The 17,444-nt window shown below is 68.7% G+C and carries 15 protein-coding genes; 7 read left to right on the forward strand and 8 right to left on the reverse strand.

The window, feature by feature from the left end; all coding sequences use genetic code 11:
* Positions 1 to 164: 164 nt before the first annotated feature.
* Positions 165 to 1,703 carry a DUF1254 domain-containing protein gene (locus A6745_RS15565; protein ID WP_066128619.1) on the reverse strand — a complete coding sequence of 513 codons (1,539 nt, stop codon included), beginning with the start codon at positions 1,701 to 1,703 and terminating at the stop codon, positions 165 to 167.
* A gap of 284 nt (positions 1,704 to 1,987) precedes the next feature.
* The gene (locus A6745_RS15570; RefSeq protein ID WP_066128622.1) at positions 1,988 to 2,764 is read right to left on the reverse strand and encodes an enoyl-CoA hydratase; all 777 of its coding nucleotides are present in this window, start codon (positions 2,762 to 2,764) and stop codon (positions 1,988 to 1,990) included.
* A gap of 38 nt (positions 2,765 to 2,802) precedes the next feature.
* Here A6745_RS15570 and A6745_RS15575 point away from each other — a divergent pair, with 38 nt between their 5' ends.
* Positions 2,803 to 4,584, forward strand: a complete 1,782-nt coding sequence (locus A6745_RS15575) for a M61 family metallopeptidase (protein WP_066128624.1) — start codon at positions 2,803 to 2,805, stop codon at positions 4,582 to 4,584.
* Between the two features lie 594 nt (positions 4,585 to 5,178).
* On the opposite strand, the gene A6745_RS15580 is transcribed toward A6745_RS15575, so the two are convergent.
* Positions 5,179 to 6,096, reverse strand: coding sequence for an NAD(P)/FAD-dependent oxidoreductase (locus tag A6745_RS15580; RefSeq protein WP_066128625.1), 918 nt, complete (start codon positions 6,094 to 6,096; stop codon positions 5,179 to 5,181).
* 212 nt (positions 6,097 to 6,308) lie between these two features.
* Between A6745_RS15580 and folB the strand changes: the two genes are divergently transcribed.
* Complete coding sequence (gene folB / locus A6745_RS15585) at positions 6,309 to 6,668, forward strand: dihydroneopterin aldolase (RefSeq protein ID WP_066128628.1); 360 nt, start codon at positions 6,309 to 6,311, stop codon at positions 6,666 to 6,668.
* Positions 6,669 to 6,680: 12 nt separating this feature from the next.
* A complete protein-coding gene (gene ttcA, locus A6745_RS15590) occupies positions 6,681 to 7,661 on the forward strand; it encodes a tRNA 2-thiocytidine(32) synthetase TtcA (protein WP_082853079.1) in 981 nt (326 codons plus the stop codon).
* Here ttcA and A6745_RS15595 read toward each other — a convergent pair whose 3' ends face one another.
* Genes A6745_RS15595 through apaG form a run of 5 tightly spaced genes read right to left on the reverse strand, consistent with a single transcriptional unit; the run spans position 7,662 to position 12,395 of the window.
* The gene (locus A6745_RS15595) at positions 7,662 to 8,627 is read right to left on the reverse strand and encodes a D-2-hydroxyacid dehydrogenase family protein (RefSeq protein ID WP_066128629.1); all 966 of its coding nucleotides are present in this window, start codon (positions 8,625 to 8,627) and stop codon (positions 7,662 to 7,664) included.
* Between the two features lie 46 nt (positions 8,628 to 8,673).
* Positions 8,674 to 9,465: a DsbC family protein gene (locus tag A6745_RS15600; protein ID WP_066128632.1), complete on the reverse strand. Its 792-nt coding sequence runs from the start codon at positions 9,463 to 9,465 to the stop codon at positions 8,674 to 8,676.
* A gap of 27 nt (positions 9,466 to 9,492) precedes the next feature.
* Positions 9,493 to 10,662, reverse strand: coding sequence for a UbiH/UbiF family hydroxylase (locus A6745_RS15605; RefSeq protein ID WP_066128635.1), 1,170 nt, complete (start codon positions 10,660 to 10,662; stop codon positions 9,493 to 9,495).
* The gene (gene mltA, locus A6745_RS15610; protein WP_066128637.1) at positions 10,659 to 11,984 is read right to left on the reverse strand and encodes a murein transglycosylase A; all 1,326 of its coding nucleotides are present in this window, start codon (positions 11,982 to 11,984) and stop codon (positions 10,659 to 10,661) included. Before mltA ends, A6745_RS15605 begins: the two co-directional genes overlap by 4 nt.
* A gap of 36 nt (positions 11,985 to 12,020) precedes the next feature.
* Positions 12,021 to 12,395 carry a Co2+/Mg2+ efflux protein ApaG gene (apaG, locus tag A6745_RS15615; RefSeq protein WP_066128640.1) on the reverse strand — a complete coding sequence of 125 codons (375 nt, stop codon included), beginning with the start codon at positions 12,393 to 12,395 and terminating at the stop codon, positions 12,021 to 12,023.
* A 150-nt stretch (positions 12,396 to 12,545) separates the two neighbouring features.
* On the opposite strand from apaG, the gene rpe reads away from it, so the two are divergent.
* The 4 genes from rpe to A6745_RS15635 all read left to right on the forward strand — a co-directional run bounded on the left by rpe (position 12,546) and on the right by A6745_RS15635 (position 17,377).
* Positions 12,546 to 13,250: a ribulose-phosphate 3-epimerase gene (rpe, locus tag A6745_RS15620; RefSeq protein WP_407922734.1), complete on the forward strand. Its 705-nt coding sequence runs from the start codon at positions 12,546 to 12,548 to the stop codon at positions 13,248 to 13,250.
* Positions 13,251 to 13,298: 48 nt separating this feature from the next.
* Positions 13,299 to 13,994 carry a phosphoglycolate phosphatase gene (locus A6745_RS15625; protein ID WP_066128648.1) on the forward strand — a complete coding sequence of 232 codons (696 nt, stop codon included), beginning with the start codon at positions 13,299 to 13,301 and terminating at the stop codon, positions 13,992 to 13,994.
* Between the two features lie 309 nt (positions 13,995 to 14,303).
* Entirely contained in the window at positions 14,304 to 15,893 is a 1,590-nt protein-coding gene (locus A6745_RS15630) for an anthranilate synthase component I family protein (RefSeq protein ID WP_066128651.1), read from the forward strand.
* A gap of 152 nt (positions 15,894 to 16,045) precedes the next feature.
* On the forward strand, positions 16,046 to 17,377 hold the full coding sequence (locus tag A6745_RS15635; protein ID WP_066128653.1) for a PQQ-dependent sugar dehydrogenase: 1,332 nt from the start codon (positions 16,046 to 16,048) through the stop codon (positions 17,375 to 17,377).
* Positions 17,378 to 17,444: the final 67 nt, after the last annotated feature.

Here is a 17,444-nt window from a genome sequence, read left to right on the forward strand (position 1 = left end):
AGCGTGTTTTGGACAGCCGCAGCAAATTGCAAGGCAGCCGTAAGCCTGCCTCGCGGGCAGGTCGAGCGCAGGCCCTGGGCAGGGTGGGACGCCGAGGATAACGGGGGACGGAAAACCCGCCCCGGAGGGATGACGGGGCGGCGCAGCGCCGCCCCAGCGGCTCGTCAGTCCTCGCGCACGGGCGGCGGACCCCACTGGCCGTCCAGCGCCGTGTTGCGCGGCGCATACAGACGCATGTTCAACATGAAGTTGCCCTGCTGCGGCGCCGGCAGCCAGTTGGACTGCTTGTCCTTCGACGGCGGATCGCGGCGGATGTAGATGTCCAGCGAGCCATCCTCGTTGTACTTGAGCGAATCGGTGCTGGACAGCGCATAGCGGCCGATCGGATTCTGCGTGAAGCCCGGACGGGTGTCGTACAGGATCAGCGTCCAGTAGCCGTCCACCGGCGGCAACTGGCCGCGGTCGAAGTGCAGCACGTAGTCTTCGTCGCTTTCCAGCGGCTTGCCTTCGTCGTCGATGGCGGTCACCGGGTACAGCACTTCCTCGGGCGTGCTGGCGCCCAGGCCGGCATAGGCCACCGCGGCGCGGCGCGCGTAGTCGGTGCCATAGGTGCCGATGCCGTTGCGCACCACGGTCCAGCCGTTGACCGGCGTGCCCAGCGTATGGACCGCATCGGCGATGCGGCGCCCGGCCAGCGGCCGCGCTTCCGCCAGCGCCTGCTGCACCGAGGGCTCCAGCGCGCCGAACGAGAACGCCTGGCCTCGGCCGAAGCCGAGGCGGCGCAGCCGGTCGAGCATCGGATAATCGTTGGCGTGGGGCGGATTGGCGCGCACCAGTTCGTCGAACAGGGTGAAGTAGGTCGCCGCATCCATGGCCGCCACCTGCTCGGCGGGTGTGCCCTGCCCGCTCCAGGCCGGATTCACCTGGCCGGGGGGCGTGCTGTAGCCACGGCCCCAGGCGCTGAGCGGAGCGGCAATCATGTTGCTCTGGAACTGATTGACCACCGCGTAATCGGCGGCGCTCGGCGTGTGCACGCGGCCGATCATCCAGCCCTGGTTGGTCGGGCTGCGCACGGTGTCCACGCCCGGCGGCAGCGTGCCGTTCCACGACGGGCCGACGATGGCGAAGGTCTGCGCCACGTTGCCCGACGTGCGCGTGCCGCGCGCGGCGTACATGTCGGACCACATGTCATGCAGGGACAGCAGGTAGTAGCGCTTGTCGGCGGCGGGCACCTGGATGATCAGCGGCTCGCGGCTCACGTCGTACCAGAGGCTGGAATACAGCGCGTCGGTGCTGGGCCAGGCCACGTCGGTGGCGCGCGGATCGGGATAGGCGGTGCGGTGGCCGAACTGGTTCATCGGCGCGCGGCCGGCCAGCGGCGTCTGCACGTTGGTGGAGGCGCGGCGCGTCATCTCCATCAGCACCATCGGATAGGCGTAGATATAGGCGTCGACCGCGGCATCGCGCAGTTCGGCGCCGGTCATCGCGGCGACGGGAATGGAGGGAGCGGGGGCGGGTGCCGGCACGGGCGTCTGCGAGACCATGCGCATCGACGGACGGGGCATGCCCGAGGCGTCGGTGGCGGGGTACATGGGCGTGACCTGCGACGACTGGGCGTAGGCGATGCCGGCCAGGCTGGTGCTCAGTACGCTTGCCACGACGGCCGCCTGCCAGCGGCGCGTGGGAATTGCTCGGATACGCATGAGAGGCTCCTGCTCAGTGAGTGAAGGAGAGCCCGCGCGGAGACGGAAACGGCCGGATGGGCGCGCCCCGGCGCGGCTCGGTCAGAACTGACGTTCGATCAGGATAGGCCGCGTTGCTGCAACAGAGTGCTGCGCAAACGTTTCAACGGGCTACGCGCTCGGGGTCGGATCGCGCTTGTCCGGCGTGGCGAAAAAGGCCCGCGAGCCAATGCCGGCGGGGCGCGCGGGCCCGAGGCGGGGCGCCGGCGGATGTATCCGCCCAGCCCGCCTCCATGTAACCAGCATTAACGATGCTTGAATGCCGGCGCGCGTTTTTCCGCGAACGCGGCCATGCCTTCCTTCTGGTCTTCCGTGGCGAACAGCGAGTGGAAGACGCGGCGCTCGAACAGCAGGCCGTCATTCAGCGGCGACTCGTAGGCGCGGTTGACGCATTCCTTGGCCATCATGACGGACGGCAGCGACATCGAAGCGATGACGGTCGCGGCCTCGATGGCCTCGTCCAGCAGCTTGTCGGCGGGCACGATGCGCGAGACCAGGCCGGCGCGCTCGGCTTCCTCTGCGGCCATCATGCGCGCGGTCAGCACCATGTCCATGGCCTTGGCCTTGCCCACGGCGCGCGGCAGGCGCTGCGTGCCGCCCGCGCCGGGAATGACGCCCAGCTTGATCTCGGGCTGGCCGAACTTGGCGTTGTCGGCGGCGATCAGGATGTCGCACATCATCGCCAGTTCGCAGCCACCGCCCAGGGCGTAGCCGGCCACCGCGGCGATGACGGGCTTGCGCACGCGCTTGAGCGTTTCCCAGTTGCGGGTGATGTAGTCGCTGCCGTAGACGTCCATGTACGTCCAGCTTTTCATGGCGCCGATGTCGGCGCCGGCCGCGAAGGCTTTCTCGCTGCCCGTGATGACGACGGCGCCGATGTTCTCGTCCGCGTCGAAGGCCAGCAGCGCGGCCCCCAGCTCGTCCATCAGTTGATCGTTGAGCGCATTGAGCGCCTTGGGCCGGTTCAGGGTGAGAAGGCCGACCCGGCCACGGGTCTCGACCAGCACGAACGATTCGCTCATTGAATGTCTCCAGAGAGGGATAGGAATAAGATAGGCGGATGAACGACGCACCCATAATTTACCGCTTGCAGCCGCATGATCCCGCCGGCCACCGCTATCGCGTATCGCTGACGGTCGCCCGGCCCGATCCCCACGGCCAGTGCCTGGCCCTGCCCGCCTGGATACCCGGCAGCTACCTGATCCGCGATTTCTCGCGCCAGATCGAAACCCTGGCGGCCCGGGCGGGCAACCGCCCGGTCGCCGTCGACAAGCTGGACAACCACACCTGGCGCGCCGCGCCCTGCGAGGGCCCGCTGCACGTCGAGTACACCGTCTACGCCTGGGACCTGTCCGTGCGCGGCGCGCACCTGGACGAAAGCCACGCCTTCTTCAACGGCACCAGCGTGTTCCTGTGCGTGCAGGGCCAGCAGGCCGAACCCTGCCTGGTCGACCTGCAACCGCCGCGCGGCATCGACGGCTGGAAGGTCTACACCAGCCTGCCCGAGGCGCGGGGGGTGGCGGGCGCCGCCCGGCGCCACGGCTTCGGCCTGTACCGCGCCCCCGACTACGACGCGCTGATCGACCATCCCGTCGAAATGGGCACGCCGCAGGTGGCGCGTTTCACCGCGCACGGCGCCGAACACGAACTGGTGTTCACCGGCGAGGCGCCGCGCCTGGACATGGCGCGCATCGTCGACGACGTGCGCCGCATCTGCGAGACGCAGATCGCCTTCTTCGAGCCACGCACCAAACACGCGCCGTTCCTGGACAGCAGCGACCGCTATGTGTTCATGACGATGGTCACGGGCGACGGCTATGGCGGCCTGGAGCATCGCGCCAGCACCGCGCTGATGGCCTCGCGCAAAGACCTGCCCGTGGTGGGCCAGCAGGGCCAGGGCGAGGGCTACCGCACCTTCCTGGGCCTGGTCAGCCACGAATACTTCCACACCTGGAACGTCAAGCGCATCAAGCCGGCCGCCTTCGCGCCCTACCGGCTGGATCAGCCCAACCTGACCCGCCTGCTGTGGATCTTCGAGGGCTTCACCTCGTATTACGACGACCTGCAACTGCTGCGAGCCGGCGTCATCACGCAGGCCGACTACCTGCGCCTGCTGGGCAAGACCGTCACCGGCGTGGCGCGCACGCCGGGCCGCCACAAGCAGTCGGTGGCCGACAGCTCGTTCGATGCCTGGACGCGCTATTACAAGCAGGACGAGAACTCGCCCAATGCGCTGATCAGCTACTACACCAAGGGCGCGCTGGTGGCGCTGGGCCTGGACCTGGTCATCCGCCGCGACAGCCACGGCGCGTACTCGCTGGACGACGTGATGCGGCTGCTGTGGCAGCGCTACGGCCGCGACTTCTATCGTGGCAAGCCCCAGGGCCTGGACGAGGATGCCTTCCCGGCGCTGGTGCGCGAGGCCACCGGCGTGGACGTGCGCCGCTTCGTGGCGCGCCATGCCTACGGCACGGCGGACGTGCCGCTGGCCGAACTGCTGGCGCCGCAAGGCATCAGCGTGCAGTGGAAAGCCGCCGCGGCCATCCCGGGCCTGGACGTGCGCACGCGCAAGCAGGGCGACAACCTGGTGCTGGCCACCGTGCTGGAAGGCGGCGCGGCGCATCGCGCGGGCCTGTCGGCCGGCGACGTGCTGGTGGCGGTGGATGGGTTGCGCGTCGAGGCGCCGGCGGGACTGGATACGCTGCTGTCGCAGTACCAGCCGGGCGAGCGCGTGCGCGTGCACGTGTTCCGCCGCGACGAGCTGCGCGCCTACACCGTGCGGCTGGCGGCGCCCGCCGCGCTGGATTGCGTGGTGAGCGCAGAGAGCCAGAACGCGGGATAGATTCGCCCGGATCGGCTTGACCTGAAAATCAAGTCCATCAAAGTTTCGCCGTCGGAGCGACTGACCGGATGAGATAGAGCGCTCCCCAGCAGTGAAAACTGTATCTGCGCAAGGCAGATTGCAAATGGTGTCCGGATCGGTTTTAACGTGTACCCAGAAGGCGCTGAATATTCAGCGCCTTCTGCTTTATCAGCGACGGGTATTCGCCTTATCCCCAAGGTATACCTTTCCGCAAAGCAACTGGAAAGCCATGCTGCCTTTCAGTGCGGGGGGTGGGCTTGGCGGCATCCTGTGGATAAGCGCTTTCTACGATCAGGTTCAGTTCCTGCCTGCCTCGTGCGGCACTGCCAGCCCGCCTGACTTCAAAGAAAACGTAGTACGGACCTGCCGGGTCGTCAATCCGCAAGACATGGCACCCATTTCGTTCATGTGCGGTCTCCCATACTTTCGCCCTTGCGTCGTTCAAGCTGGCCATCACGGCAGGCAACTGCCGAGACAATCCAATCTGAAGCGGCTTGAGGCACCTCACGCCTATGCCCTCGATTCCTGAGCAAAAGGCGCAGTATTCCAGGCACACAGCCTGGAACACAGGCACTAAGTGACGCTTTCGCGTCTCTGCGGCACACGTTCCCAGCGCCGCTGGATGTCCTTGGCCGCCACCACTCCATCGGCCATCGCCGTGACCACGCAGGGATGCATGCGGTTGGCCACTTCGCCAATCGCATAGATGTCCGGCAGGCTGGTCTGGGCCGTGGCGAAGTCGGTCTGGATGTAGCCGCGCTCGCTGCGCGCCAGACGCAGGCCATCAGCAAAAGCGGCCTGGGGCTCCCAGCCGTAGAAGACCAGGATCAGGTCGTACTGCCGCCCATCGACGGTGCGCGCGGCGGGGTCGACCTCGTAGGCGCCGACGTGCACGTTCTCGCGGCCGGCGCGCACCACCCATTGCTGCTGGGCACGCACGGTGCGGGCATAAAGATGCACGTCGCCAGCGCCGCGATTGCGCACGTAGACGAAATTCTCGTAGGCGTTGTCGCCGCCGCCCAGCACCGCCACCTTCAATCCGCTGTAGTCCTGGGCCACGATGGGCGAACCGGGGCCGACCAGCACGCCGGGCCACGAGGCCGTGGAAGGATGGCCCGGCAAACCACGGGCGCGCACGCCCGAGGCGATGACCAGGGTCCGGCCACGCAGCAGTTGCCCCTGGGCCTGGCCGCCCAGCGCGACCTCGACGCCGCCCTTGACGGGGCGCACCCGCAGCGCCGGCGCGCGCAGGTGCACCGGCACGCCGGCCTCTTGCACGCTGCGCGCGACGTTGGCCGCGCCCTGCTGGCCGGTCTGGCCGGGCAGGACCGCGATCCAGTCGTCGCGGAAGGGGTTGCCGTTGCCCAGGCCGCCCAGGCGGTCCGAGGCCTCGACCAGCACGGGCGCCAGGCCCAGCCGCGCCAGCCAGATCGCGCAAGAGGCGCCCGCCGGACCTCCGCCCACGATGACCGCGTCGTATACCTGCTGCATCCTGTGTTTTCCTGAAAGCTGAGAGCGGCCCGGTCCACGGGCCCCGCTGGCCGGCACGGCGCCTGCGCTTGCCGGCCAGCCTGCCTCGATTGTAGTCAGCCACGGCCACGCGCCCCGCCCACCCCGCGGGCTCCCGCCGCCCGGGGCGGACGACGGCATCCGGCGGCCCGTCCCCTTACAATGCAGGCTTCCTCCCACAGGTTTTTGCGATCATGGCGACTCGCCGCATCATCATTTCCCGGCTTGCGCTGGATGCCCGCATCGGCATTCTCGAACACGAGCGCCGTGCCACTCAGCCGCTGCACGTCGACGCGGAATTCGACGTCGACATCCGCCGCGACGTGGACGACCACGACATCCACAGCGTGCTCGACTATCGCAGCCTGCGCGACGCCATCGTGCAGGAATGCACGCAGGCGCACGTCAACCTGATCGAAACCCTGACCGAACAAGTGGCCGAGCGACTGCTGGCCGATTTCCCCGATATCCGCGCGCTGCGGCTGCGCATCAGCAAGCCCATGGCTTTCTCGGACTGCGACGCCGTGGGCGTCGAGATCCAGACCAGCCGCTAGCGCCTCATTGCCATGAACGCCATCGAAACCCTCCCCGAACCAGCCGCCCCCGCGGACGTCCAGAAGCCCGAGCGGGTGCGCTCCCCCGCCGAAGACCGCGCCCGCCACGAAGGCAACAAGCTGACCAAGCGCCTGGCGCGCGAGACCACCCGCGCCCTGTCCGACTACAACATGATCGAAGCGGGCGACCGCGTCATGGTCTGCCTGTCGGGCGGCAAGGATTCGTACGCGATGCTCGACATCCTGATGACGCTGCAGAAACGCGCGCCGTTTCCGTTCGAGCTCATCGCGGTCAACCTGGACCAGAAGCAACCGGGCTTCCCGCCCGAGATCCTGCCCGACTACCTGACCAACCTGGGCGTGCCCTTCCACATCGAGACGCAGGACACGTACTCGATCGTCACGCGCGTGATCGAGGAAGGCAAGACCATGTGCTCGCTGTGCTCGCGGCTGCGGCGCGGCATCCTGTACCGCGTGGCCGACGAGTTGGGCGCGACCAAGATCGCGCTGGGCCATCACCGCGACGACATCCTGGGCACGTTCTTCCTGAACCTGTTCTACGGCGGCAAGTTGAAGGGCATGCCGCCCAAGCTGGTGTCCGACGACGGCCGCCACACCGTCATCCGTCCGCTGGCCTACGTGCCCGAGCGCGACCTGATCGCCTACGCGCAGCTCAAGCAGTTCCCCATCATCCCGTGCAACCTGTGCGGTTCGCAGGAGAACCTGAAGCGCAAGGAAGTGACGCGCATGGTGCAGGAATGGGACCGCAAGCATCCCAACCGCTCGTGGAACGTGTTCAACGCCCTGTCGCGCGTGGTGCCTTCGCACCTGATGGATCTGGATCTGTTCGATTTCGTGGGGTTGAAGCCCACGGGCAAGCCGGACGCCGACGGCGACACGGCTTTCGATCAGGTCGATCCGGAAGACGCCTCGGCCGAACCCTGTGCCGAGCCGGCGGATGCGCTGAGGGAACAGCGCATCGTGTTCCGCTGATCAGGCCGCGGGGTTCAGCACCCGCACCGGGCTGCCGGCCGCCCAGGCCGCCACGGCCTCGACGGCGCTGCGGTAGAACGCCTCGAAGTTCGGCTGGCTGACATAGCCCAGGTGCGGGGTCAGCACCACGTTGTCCAGCGAACGCAGCGGGTCGGTGGGCGGCAGGGGCTCGGTCTCGAACACATCCAGCCCCGCCCCCGCCAGGCGCCGCTTGCGCAGCGCATCCAGCAGCGCTTCGTGGTCGACCAGGCCCGAGCGCGAGGTATTCACCAGGAATGCCGAGGGCTTCATCGCGGCCAGCATCTCGGCATCGACCGTATGCCGCGAACGCGCGCTGAGCACCACGTGCAGGCTGACCACGTCGGACGTGGAAAACAGTTCGCGCTTGTCCACGCGCCTGACGCCGACTTCGGCCGCGCGCTCGTCGGTCAGGTTGGGGCTCCAGGCCACCACGTCCATGCCGAAGGCCAGGCCGACCCTGGCCACGCCGGCGCCCAGCTTGCCCAGGCCCACCACGCCCAGGCGGCGGCCCGCCAGCAACAAGGGCATGCCAGTCTGCCACAGGCCGCGGCGCATGTTGTCGTGCTCTTGGGGAAGACGCTTGAACAGCGCCAGGATCAACGACCAGGCCAATTCCGCCGTGGCGTTGTTGCCGTCGGCGCTGCCGGGCGCGCCGCACAGCGTGATGCCGCGGCGCGTGCAGGCCTCGGCATCGATGGCGTTGTTGCGCATGCCGGTGGTGATCAGCAGGCGCAGCCTGGGCAGCGCATCGATCAGTTCGGCGGGAAACGGCATGCGCTCGCGCATCGCCACGATCACGTCGAAATCCTGCAGCGCCGCCGCGCGCGCCGGCCCGGCGGGCAACGGATCGCGGAACGTCTTCACCCGGGCCTGCGGGCCCAGCCTGCTCCAGTCGGCATAGCGCTCGGCCACGCCGTGATAGTCGTCGAGAATGGCGATCTGCATGAGGGTGTCTCCGTTTTATCGTGATCGCTGGGAATGCCCGCGGGCGTTATCTTTTCCCGTCCAGCCGCGCCTGAAACAGGTCCAGAGGCATCGCGCCGCTGACGCGCGAGCCGTCTTCGAAGAACATCGTGGGCGTGCCGCGCACCATCAGGCGCTTGCCCAGCGCCAGCACCTGCTCGGTGGGCGTGTCGCACGACTTGGAGGCCGGCGTCTTGCCACGGATCATCCAGTCGTTCCAGGCGCGGGCGGGATCGGACGAACACCAGATGTCGCGCGACTTGACCGACGAGTCGGGCGCCAGGATGGGATAGAGGAAGGTGTAGATGGTGACGTCGTCCAGGGTCTCGAGCGTCTTGTGCAGTTGCTTGCAATAGCCGCAGTTCGGATCCTCGAAGATGGCCACGCGGCGCTTGCCGTTGCCCCGCACCTGCTTGACGGCCAGATCCAGCGGCAGCTCGGCCAGGGGCACTTCGCCCAGTTTCTCCTGGCGCTCGGCGGTGACGTTGCGGCGGGTCATGGCATCGACCAGCGTGCCCTGCATGACCCAGCGCACGTCCTCGTCGGTGTACACCAGCTCCATGCCCAGCTGCACTTCGAACAAGCCATAGGGCGTGCGCTGCACGGCCGTCACGTCCATGCCCGGGAAGCGATCGGCGAAGCGCTTGCGCACGCCTTCGGCGACGGGATCGGGCGCCGGCGTGCGGGTGGACTTGGCGTCAGCGGCGGACTTGTCCGCGCCGCTGGTGGAATAGCTTTTACCCGACTGGGCCTGTACGGCCCCGGCCAGGAACAAGGCGCACAACGACGCCGCCACGCTGACTGCAATACGAAGCTTCATGATGACTCCTGGTGCCACGACGCACGCTCAGTTGCGCGAAGCCCCCTCGATGAGTTGGCGTTTGATGAAAGGCAAGGCGTCCACCGCCTGCATGCCGGCATTGCGCAGCCAGGCCAGCGGCGCATTGCGGGCGCCGAACAGGCGATGCAGGCCGTCTGTGGCCACGCGCATCGCCAGGACGGGTTCGGCGCGGACGCGCTGATAGCGCTGCAGCACGCGGGGATCGCCGGCGGAACGGAAGGCCTCGCGGCCGCCCACGGCCTGGGCCAGCGCCTCGACGTCGCCCAGGCCCAGGTTCAGGCCCTGGCCGGCCAGGGGATGCACCCGGTGCGCGGCATCGCCGGCCAGGGCTATGCCCGGGCCGGTCATCTGGGCCTGTTCCAGCGTCAGCGGGAAGCCGTGCAGCGCGCCGCGCATGCGCAGCCGGCCCAATCGGCCCTGCGACGCTTCGGCCAGCAGGCGTTCGAGTTCGGCGGCTTGTTGCTCGCGCGGCATGGCCAGCAAGGACTCGGCGCGTTCCCCGCGGATGGACCACACCATCGACACCTGCGCGCCATCGGCGGTATCGGGCAAGGGCAGCAGCGCCAGCACGCCATCGTCGCGGAACCACTGGAAGGCCGTGCCCTGATGCGGCAGTTCGGCATCCAGGTGGACCACCAGGCCCGTGTCGCCGTAGGGCCGCGCCTGATGGCGCAGGCCGGCGGCCCGGCGCAGCGGCGAGTTGGCGCCATCGGCCCCCACGAACAGTTCGGCCTGCAGATGTTCACCAGCAGCGGTTTCGATGCGTCCGTCACGCCAGCCGACGCAGCGGTCGTCCAGCCAGGAAATGCCGAAGACGCGCACGGCCTGGATCAGCACGCGCTCGATCTCGCCGGCCTCGACGATCCAGGCCAGGCAGTCCTGGGCGGCCTGCCAGGCATTGAGGGTGACGCGGCCGTCGCCGTCGCCATAAATGTCCATGGCCTGCACGGGCGCGATGCGTCCCGAGGGCAGCGAATCCCACACGCCCAGTTCGCCCAAGAAGCGGCGGCTGGCGGGCGAGATGGCGTAGACACGCGGGTGGTAGGCGTCGCCCTGCGCGGGCGCGACTTCGTTGCGCGGCGCCAGGACGGCCACGCGCTGGCCGCGGCGCGCCAGGGCCAGCGCGCTGGCCAGCCCGACGATGCCCGCGCCGCAAACGACGATCTGCTGTTTCATCGCGCCGAGGGCTCCCCTGCCTGCTTGGGCCACAGCAGCCACATCTGGCCGCGCTGCTTCATGCGGCCGGCCATGTTGCCGGCGTCTTCCCCGGAGCCCCAGTAGAAATCGGCGCGCGCGGCACCGGTGATGGCCGTGCCCGTATCCTGCGCCAGCACCAGGCGCTGCAAGGGCGACGACGAACTTGGCAGGGTGGTCGACAGGAACACCGGCGACCCCAGCGGCACGAACCGCGCATCGACCGCGATGGAGCGGCCCGGCGCCAGCGGAATGCCATAGGCGCCACGCGGACCCAGCGAGGGATCGGCGATGGCCTCTTCGCGGAAGAACACCACGGCCGGATTGGCATTGAGCATTTCCTGCACACGGGCCGGGTTGCGCCTGGCCCAGGCGCGGATGTTCTGCATGGAAGCCTGGCTGGCCTGCAACTCGCCCTTGTCGATCAGCCACTTGCCGATGGAGGCGTAGGGCTGGCCGTTGTGGTCGGCGTAGGCCAGGCGGATGGTGGTGCCCGAATCGGGACCATCCGTCAGTTGCACGCGGCCCGACCCTTGCACCTGCAGGAAGAAATTGTCGACGGGGTCGTTCACCCAGACGATGACCGGGGGCTTGCGGCCGGAGGACGCCTCGATGGCCGAACGCGTGTCGTAAGGCACCACGCGCGAGCCCTCGAGCTTGCCGCGCACGCGCTTGCCGGCCAGATCGGGATAGATGGAACCCAGGTCGACCGTCAGCAGGTCCGGCGGCACGGCATACAGCGGCCATTGATAGTCGCCGCCGCGGCGGCGCGAGGCGGACACCAGGGGCTCGTAGTAGCCGGTGACGGTATTGGAGGCGGGCTGGCCGTCGGCGCCGTTCACGCGCCAGGGCTGCAGCCAGGTCTGCAGGAAACGCCGGACCGCGGCGCCGTCGCCCGCGGCCGGGGCCCGCGACGCATCGGCGGCGGCGGCGCAGACCGGTTGCCAGGCGCGCGGCGTGGCACGCGCGGGCGCGGCCAGGCTGCCGCTGGTGGGCCGCATCAGGCCCCTGCAGTTGCGCAGGAACAGCGGCCAGAACTCGGCCAGGTCATCGTTGCTCCAGCCGGGCATGTCGGCCCACGCGGCGCGCGTATAGCGGCCGGCCAGCTGGCGCGGCGCGGAATCGGGCAGGGAGGACAGGGACGGCACGTTCAGCGGGCCGTCGACAGCGGGCGTGCCGGAGGCGCCAGCGGATGGGGAACCGCCCGACGGCGCCTGCGCGGGCGGTTCCTCGGAGGTGGCGCAGGCGGCCAGCAGGCCCGCCAGCAGGGAAACACTGAGAATTCGCTTGAAACGCTGCTTCATTTAGATGTGAGGACAGAGCATCGGGGACCCCTGCGGTCAATGCAGGGTGCGCGGCATGGCCAGCAGGAACTCGGCGATCGGCACCTCGAAGGGAATGCCGTTCTCGCCCACGCAATGATAGATGCCGCGCATGGTGCCCACCGGGGTGGGCAGCGGACACCCGCTGGTGTATTCGAAGGTTTCTCCGGCGGCCAGCAAGGGCTGCTGGCCCACGACGCCCAGCCCGCGCACTTCCTGCACGCGCTGCTCGCCATCGGTGATGATCCAGTGCCGGCTGATGACCTGCACGGGATTGGCGCCCGAATTGGTGATGCGCACCGTGTAGGCGAACATGTACTGCTGCTGGGCGGGATCGGATTGCTCCGGCACGAAGCGCGGCGTCACGGACACCGTCAGGTCGTAGGGTTTCACTGGATATCCCTGGGAAGGCGCGCGCCCTGGCCGGGCTGGATGGGCTTGGGCCGATACGGCCGGCACGCACCTGGTGCCCGCGCCGGTGCCCGCGCCCCGAACGTCAAACTACAATGATTGCACATTATGCCCCCGGAACTTCGCAAAGCCATGTCCCCGACCCCGGCCGCCACCCGTATCGCCCCCAGCATCCTGTCCGCCGATTTCGCCCGCCTGGGCGAAGAGGTGCGCAACGTCGTCGCCGCCGGCGCCGACTGGATCCACTTCGACGTGATGGACAACCATTACGTTCCCAACCTGACCATCGGCCCGATGGTCTGTTCGGCCATCCGGCCGCACGTGAACGTGCCCATCGACGTACACCTGATGGTCGAGCCGGTGGATGAGATCATCCCCATGTTCGCCAAGGCCGGCGCCGACATCATCACGTTCCACCCCGAAGCGTCGCGCCACGTCGACCGCACCCTGTCGCTGATCCGCAGCCACGGCTGCAAGGCCGGCCTGGTGTTCAACCCCGCCACGCCGCTGTCCTACATGGACTACGTGATGGACAAGCTGGACCTGGTGCTGCTGATGTCGGTCAACCCGGGCTTCGGCGGCCAGTCGTTCATCCCGGCCACGCTGGCCAAGCTGCGCGAGGCCCGCCTGCGCATCGACCGCTGGGCGCAGGCCGGCGGCCAGCCGATCCTGCTGGAAGTCGACGGCGGCGTGAAGCCGGACAACATCGCCGACATCCGCGCCGCCGGCGCCGACACCTTCGTGGCCGGCTCGGCCATCTTCGGCCAGCCCGACTACGCCGCCGTCATCCAGAACCTGCGCGCCGAGATCGCGCGCGGCGAAGGCACGAGCGTCTGATCCTGAAACGGCCCGGCGCGCCGGGCCTCACCCAAGGAGCGCGCTGACATGGCACGCATCGAAGCCGTCCTGCTGGACCTGGACGGCACCCTGCTGGACTCCATTCCCGACCTGGCCGATGCGGCCAACGCCATGCGCGTCGAGCTGGGCCTGTCGCCCTTGCGCCTGGACGTGGTGGCCACGTTCGTGGGCAAGGGCGTGGACAACCTGGTGCGCCGCGCGCTGGCGGGCAGCCTGGAAGGCGGCCTGGCCGACACCGACCTGTACACCCGTGGCCGCGAGGCCTTCTTCCGCCACTACCACCGGGTCAACGGCGAGAAGGCCGTGGTGTTCGACGGCGTGGTGCCGGGCCTGATCGCCATGCGCGACCAGGGCCTGAAGCTGGCCGTGGTCACCAACAAGCCCACCGAGTTCACCCTGCCGCTGTTGCAGCGCACCGGGCTGGCGGGTTTCTTCCCGGTGGTGGTGTGCGGCGACACCTGCGCGCGCCGCAAGCCCGATCCCGACCAGGTGCTGCACGCCTGCGAGCAACTGGGCGTGACACCCGACCGCGCGGTGACCATCGGCGACTCGATCAACGACGCGCAGGCCGGACGCTCGGCCGGCACACGCGTGCTGGCGGTGCCCTATGGCTACAACGAAGGCATGGACGTACGCAGGCTGGACGTGGACGGTATCGTCGATACACTGGTGGATGCCGTGCGGCGCATCGACGAATGGAACCGCGAGGCCCACGCCGCCTGACGCCTCGCGCACGCCATTCATGCGAACCGGCGTGCGCATGACAATGACCGGTGGTATAGTTGCCGGGCACTTTTCTGGCAACGCAACACCGAACCCTATCCCATGAACGCCCCGGTCTCCGTCCCGACCCCTGCAAACGCCCGCTGGCGTTGGTGGCGCTCGTTCTCCGGGTGGCGGTAAGCCGTTCCCGGCGTTGGCGCACCGCCAATGCCGCGCAGGGCAAGACACCGAACCCGGACCCTACACAGGACCGGGTTTTTTGTTTGCGCGCGCCCGGTTCCTCATCCTGATCCCCCATCGAGATCCGACATGACCGAACTTGAATTCAAGGCGCTGGCCTCCCAAGGCTACAACCGAATCCCCCTGGTGGCCGAGACCTACGCCGACCTGGACACGCCGCTGGCCATCTACCTGAAGCTGGCGCACGCCGGCACGGGCTATGGCGCAGCGAGCGCAGGGCCGTCCCAAGCGAGCTATCCCCCTCGGGGGGACGGCGCGCAGCGCCAAGGGGGCGCCATGACCTGCCTGATGGAATCCGTGGTGGGCGGCGAACGCTTCGGCCGCTACTCCTTCATCGGCCTGCCCGCGCGCAGCGTGATCCGCGCCACGGGCACCCTGACCGAGCTGCTGCACGATGGCCGCGTGGTGGAAACCCACGAAGGCGATCCGCTGGCCTTCATCGAGCAATACCAGCGCCGCTTCAAGGTCGCGCTGCGCCCCGGCATGCCGCGCTTCTGCGGCGGCCTGGCGGGCTACTTCGGCTACGACACCGTGCGCCACATCGAGCCGCGCCTGGGGCCGGCGGTGAAGCCCTTCCCGGCCGGCATGGAGGGCGGCACGCCCGACATCATGCTGATGCACGTCGACGAGCTGGTCATCGTCGACAACCTGGCGGGCCGCATCTACCTGATGGTGTACGCCGACCCGGCGCAGCCCGAGGCCTACAGCCGCGCCCAGCAGCGCCTGCTGGACCTGCGCGCCCGCCTGCGCAAGCCCGTGGAGATTCCGTACAGCCACGCCAGCATGCAGACCGAAGAACGCCGCGACTTCAAGAAAGAGGACTACCTGGCCGCAGTGCACCGCGCCAAGGAATACATCGCCGCCGGCGACCTGATGCAGGTGCAGATCAGCCAGGTCATCGCCAAGCCGTTCCGCGACTCGCCGCTGTCGCTGTACCGCGCGCTGCGTTCGCTCAACCCATCGCCGTACATGTACTTCTGGAACTTCGGCGACTTCCAGGTGGTGGGCTCCTCGCCCGAGATCCTGGTGCGCCAGGAACGCATCGTCGAGAACGGCACGCCGAAATCGCAGATCACCATCCGTCCGCTGGCCGGCACGCGCAAGCGTGGCGGCACGCCGGAGGAAGACGCCGCGCTGGCGCGCGAGCTGCAGGCCGATCCGAAAGAGATCGCCGAACACGTCATGCTGATCGACCTGGCGCGCAACGACGTGGGCCGCGTGGCGCAGACCGGCACGGTCAAGGTCAGCGACACCATGGTGATCGAGCGCTATTCGCACGTGATGCACCTGGTGTCCAACGTGGCCGGTACGCTGGACCCCTCGATGAGCAGCATGGACGTGCTGCGCGCGGCCTTCCCGGCCGGCACGCTGACCGGCGCCCCCAAGGTGCGCGCCATGGAAATCATCGATGAGCTGGAACCCGTGCAGCGCGGCATCTACGGCGGCGCGGCCGGCTACCTGAGCTACGGCGGCGAAATGGACGTGGCCATCGCCATCCGCACCGGCATCATCAAGAACGGCATGCTGTTCGCGCAGGCCGCCGCCGGCATCGTGGCCGACTCGAACCCCGAAGCCGAATGGGCCGAGACCGAGGCCAAGGCCCGCGCCATGCTGCGCGCGGCCGAACAGGTGCAACACGGCCTGGACGACCCGCTGTAACGCGAACCCGCCGGCGCGGGCGTATGCACGGCGCCCGCGCGGGCGACTTGCGCCATAGGGGTTGCGCGAATCGCGGATTCCGCCTAAATCCTTGTAGTGACCCCCGCCGGATGCGCGACCCGTGTCCGGTGCAACCCACTGTGGAGCGGCAGATGAAGCAAGCGTTGGTTGGCCTGGCAGGTTCGATCGCAGTCCTGATGGCGGCGCCCGTCCTGGCGCGGCAGGACGTGCTGACCGGCAAGAACGCGTTTGGCGACTGGCAGGCGGACGCGCCGGGCACGATGCGGCACATCCGTCCCGCCGACATTCCCGCCGCCGACGGCGCCTCGGCGCGCGCGGCCGCCTCGCGCATCGCCGACCGGCCGGCCAATGCCGTCCCCAAGAGCATGCCCGGCTTCACGGTCGAGACGCTGGCCACCGGGCTGGACGGGGTGCGCGTGCTGCGCACCGCGCCCAACGGCGACATCTTCGCCACCCTGAGCAACGACGGCCGCGTCGTGGTGATCCGTCCGCAGCCAAGCGGCAAGGCCACCGTGTCGACCTACGCCGACAAGCTCGACGATCCCTACGGCATGGCTTTCCATCCGCCCGGCCCGGAACCGAAGTGGCTATACGTGGCCCAGCCGGGCAGCGTGGTGCGCTACGCCTACCGAAACGGCGACCAGAAGGCGTCCGGCTCGCCGCAAACCGTGGTGGCCAGGCTGCCCACCGGCGGCCACTGGACGCGCGACATCGCGTTCTCGCCCGATGGCAAGACGCTGTACGTGGCGGTCGGGTCGAACGGCAACGTGGGGCAGAACATGGGCGAGCGTCCGTCCGACCTGGCGGCGCACGAAAAGACGCACGGCGTGGGCGCGGCCTGGGGCCCGGAAGAAGGCCGCGCCAGCGTGCTGGCCTTCGACCCGGACGGCAAGAACCGCCGCCCCTATGCCAACGGCATCCGCAACTGTTCGGGCCTGACCGTGCAGCCCGGCACGGCCACGCTCTGGTGCGCCACCAACGAACGCGACATGCTGGGCGACGACGTGCCGCCCGACTACGTGACCAGCGTGAAGGAAGGCGGTTTCTACGGCTGGCCCTGGTACTACATCGGCAAGAACGAAGACGCTCGCCCCGCCGGCGGCGCGCGGCCGGACCTGGCCGGCAAGGTACGGGTGCCCGAGGTGCTGGTGCAATCGCACTCCGCGCCGCTGGGCGTGGCCTTCAACCCGGGCGGCCAGTTCCCCGACGAATGGAAGGGCGACGCTTTCGTCACCCTGCACGGCTCGTGGAACCGCGCCAGGCGCACCGGCTACAAGGTCGTGCGCCTGCCGTTCAAGGATGGCAAGCCGACGGGCGAATACCAGGACTTCGTCACGGGATTCGGCCTGAACGACGGCGAGGTGTGGGGACGGCCCGTGGGCGTGACGTTCGCGAAAGACGGCGCGATGCTGTTCAGCGAGGATGCCAATGGCACGGTGTACCGGGTGACGTACAAACGTTGAGGGCCGCCAGGCTCGACACGCCAAACGCTACCGTCTCGACGAGAGTGGCCCGAAGCGGAAATGCCGG

Source organism: Bordetella ansorpii (genome assembly GCF_900078705.1).
Taxonomy (GTDB): Bacteria; Pseudomonadota; Gammaproteobacteria; order Burkholderiales; family Burkholderiaceae_B; genus Bordetella; species Bordetella ansorpii_A.

Excerpts from the sequence above, each read along its gene's own strand:
- ttcA (WP_082853079.1), top strand. The coding sequence starts at position 6,681 with ATGAACGCCATCGAAACCCTCCCCGAACCAGCCGCCCCCGCGGACGTC.
- A6745_RS15580 (WP_066128625.1), bottom strand. The coding sequence starts at position 6,096 with ATGCAGCAGGTATACGACGCGGTCATCGTGGGCGGAGGTCCGGCGGGC.
- rpe (WP_407922734.1), top strand. The coding sequence starts at position 12,546 with ATGTCCCCGACCCCGGCCGCCACCCGTATCGCCCCCAGCATCCTGTCC.
- A6745_RS15575 (WP_066128624.1), top strand. The coding sequence starts at position 2,803 with ATGAACGACGCACCCATAATTTACCGCTTGCAGCCGCATGATCCCGCC.
- mltA (WP_066128637.1), bottom strand. The coding sequence starts at position 11,984 with ATGAAGCAGCGTTTCAAGCGAATTCTCAGTGTTTCCCTGCTGGCGGGC.
- A6745_RS15570 (WP_066128622.1), bottom strand. The coding sequence starts at position 2,764 with ATGAGCGAATCGTTCGTGCTGGTCGAGACCCGTGGCCGGGTCGGCCTT.
- A6745_RS15595 (WP_066128629.1), bottom strand. The coding sequence starts at position 8,627 with ATGCAGATCGCCATTCTCGACGACTATCACGGCGTGGCCGAGCGCTAT.
- A6745_RS15600 (WP_066128632.1), bottom strand. The coding sequence starts at position 9,465 with ATGAAGCTTCGTATTGCAGTCAGCGTGGCGGCGTCGTTGTGCGCCTTG.
- A6745_RS15625 (WP_066128648.1), top strand. The coding sequence starts at position 13,299 with ATGGCACGCATCGAAGCCGTCCTGCTGGACCTGGACGGCACCCTGCTG.
- A6745_RS15605 (WP_066128635.1), bottom strand. The coding sequence starts at position 10,662 with ATGAAACAGCAGATCGTCGTTTGCGGCGCGGGCATCGTCGGGCTGGCC.
- A6745_RS15635 (WP_066128653.1), top strand. The coding sequence starts at position 16,046 with ATGAAGCAAGCGTTGGTTGGCCTGGCAGGTTCGATCGCAGTCCTGATG.
- A6745_RS15565 (WP_066128619.1), bottom strand. The coding sequence starts at position 1,703 with ATGCGTATCCGAGCAATTCCCACGCGCCGCTGGCAGGCGGCCGTCGTG.
- folB (WP_066128628.1), top strand. The coding sequence starts at position 6,309 with ATGGCGACTCGCCGCATCATCATTTCCCGGCTTGCGCTGGATGCCCGC.
- A6745_RS15630 (WP_066128651.1), top strand. The coding sequence starts at position 14,304 with ATGACCGAACTTGAATTCAAGGCGCTGGCCTCCCAAGGCTACAACCGA.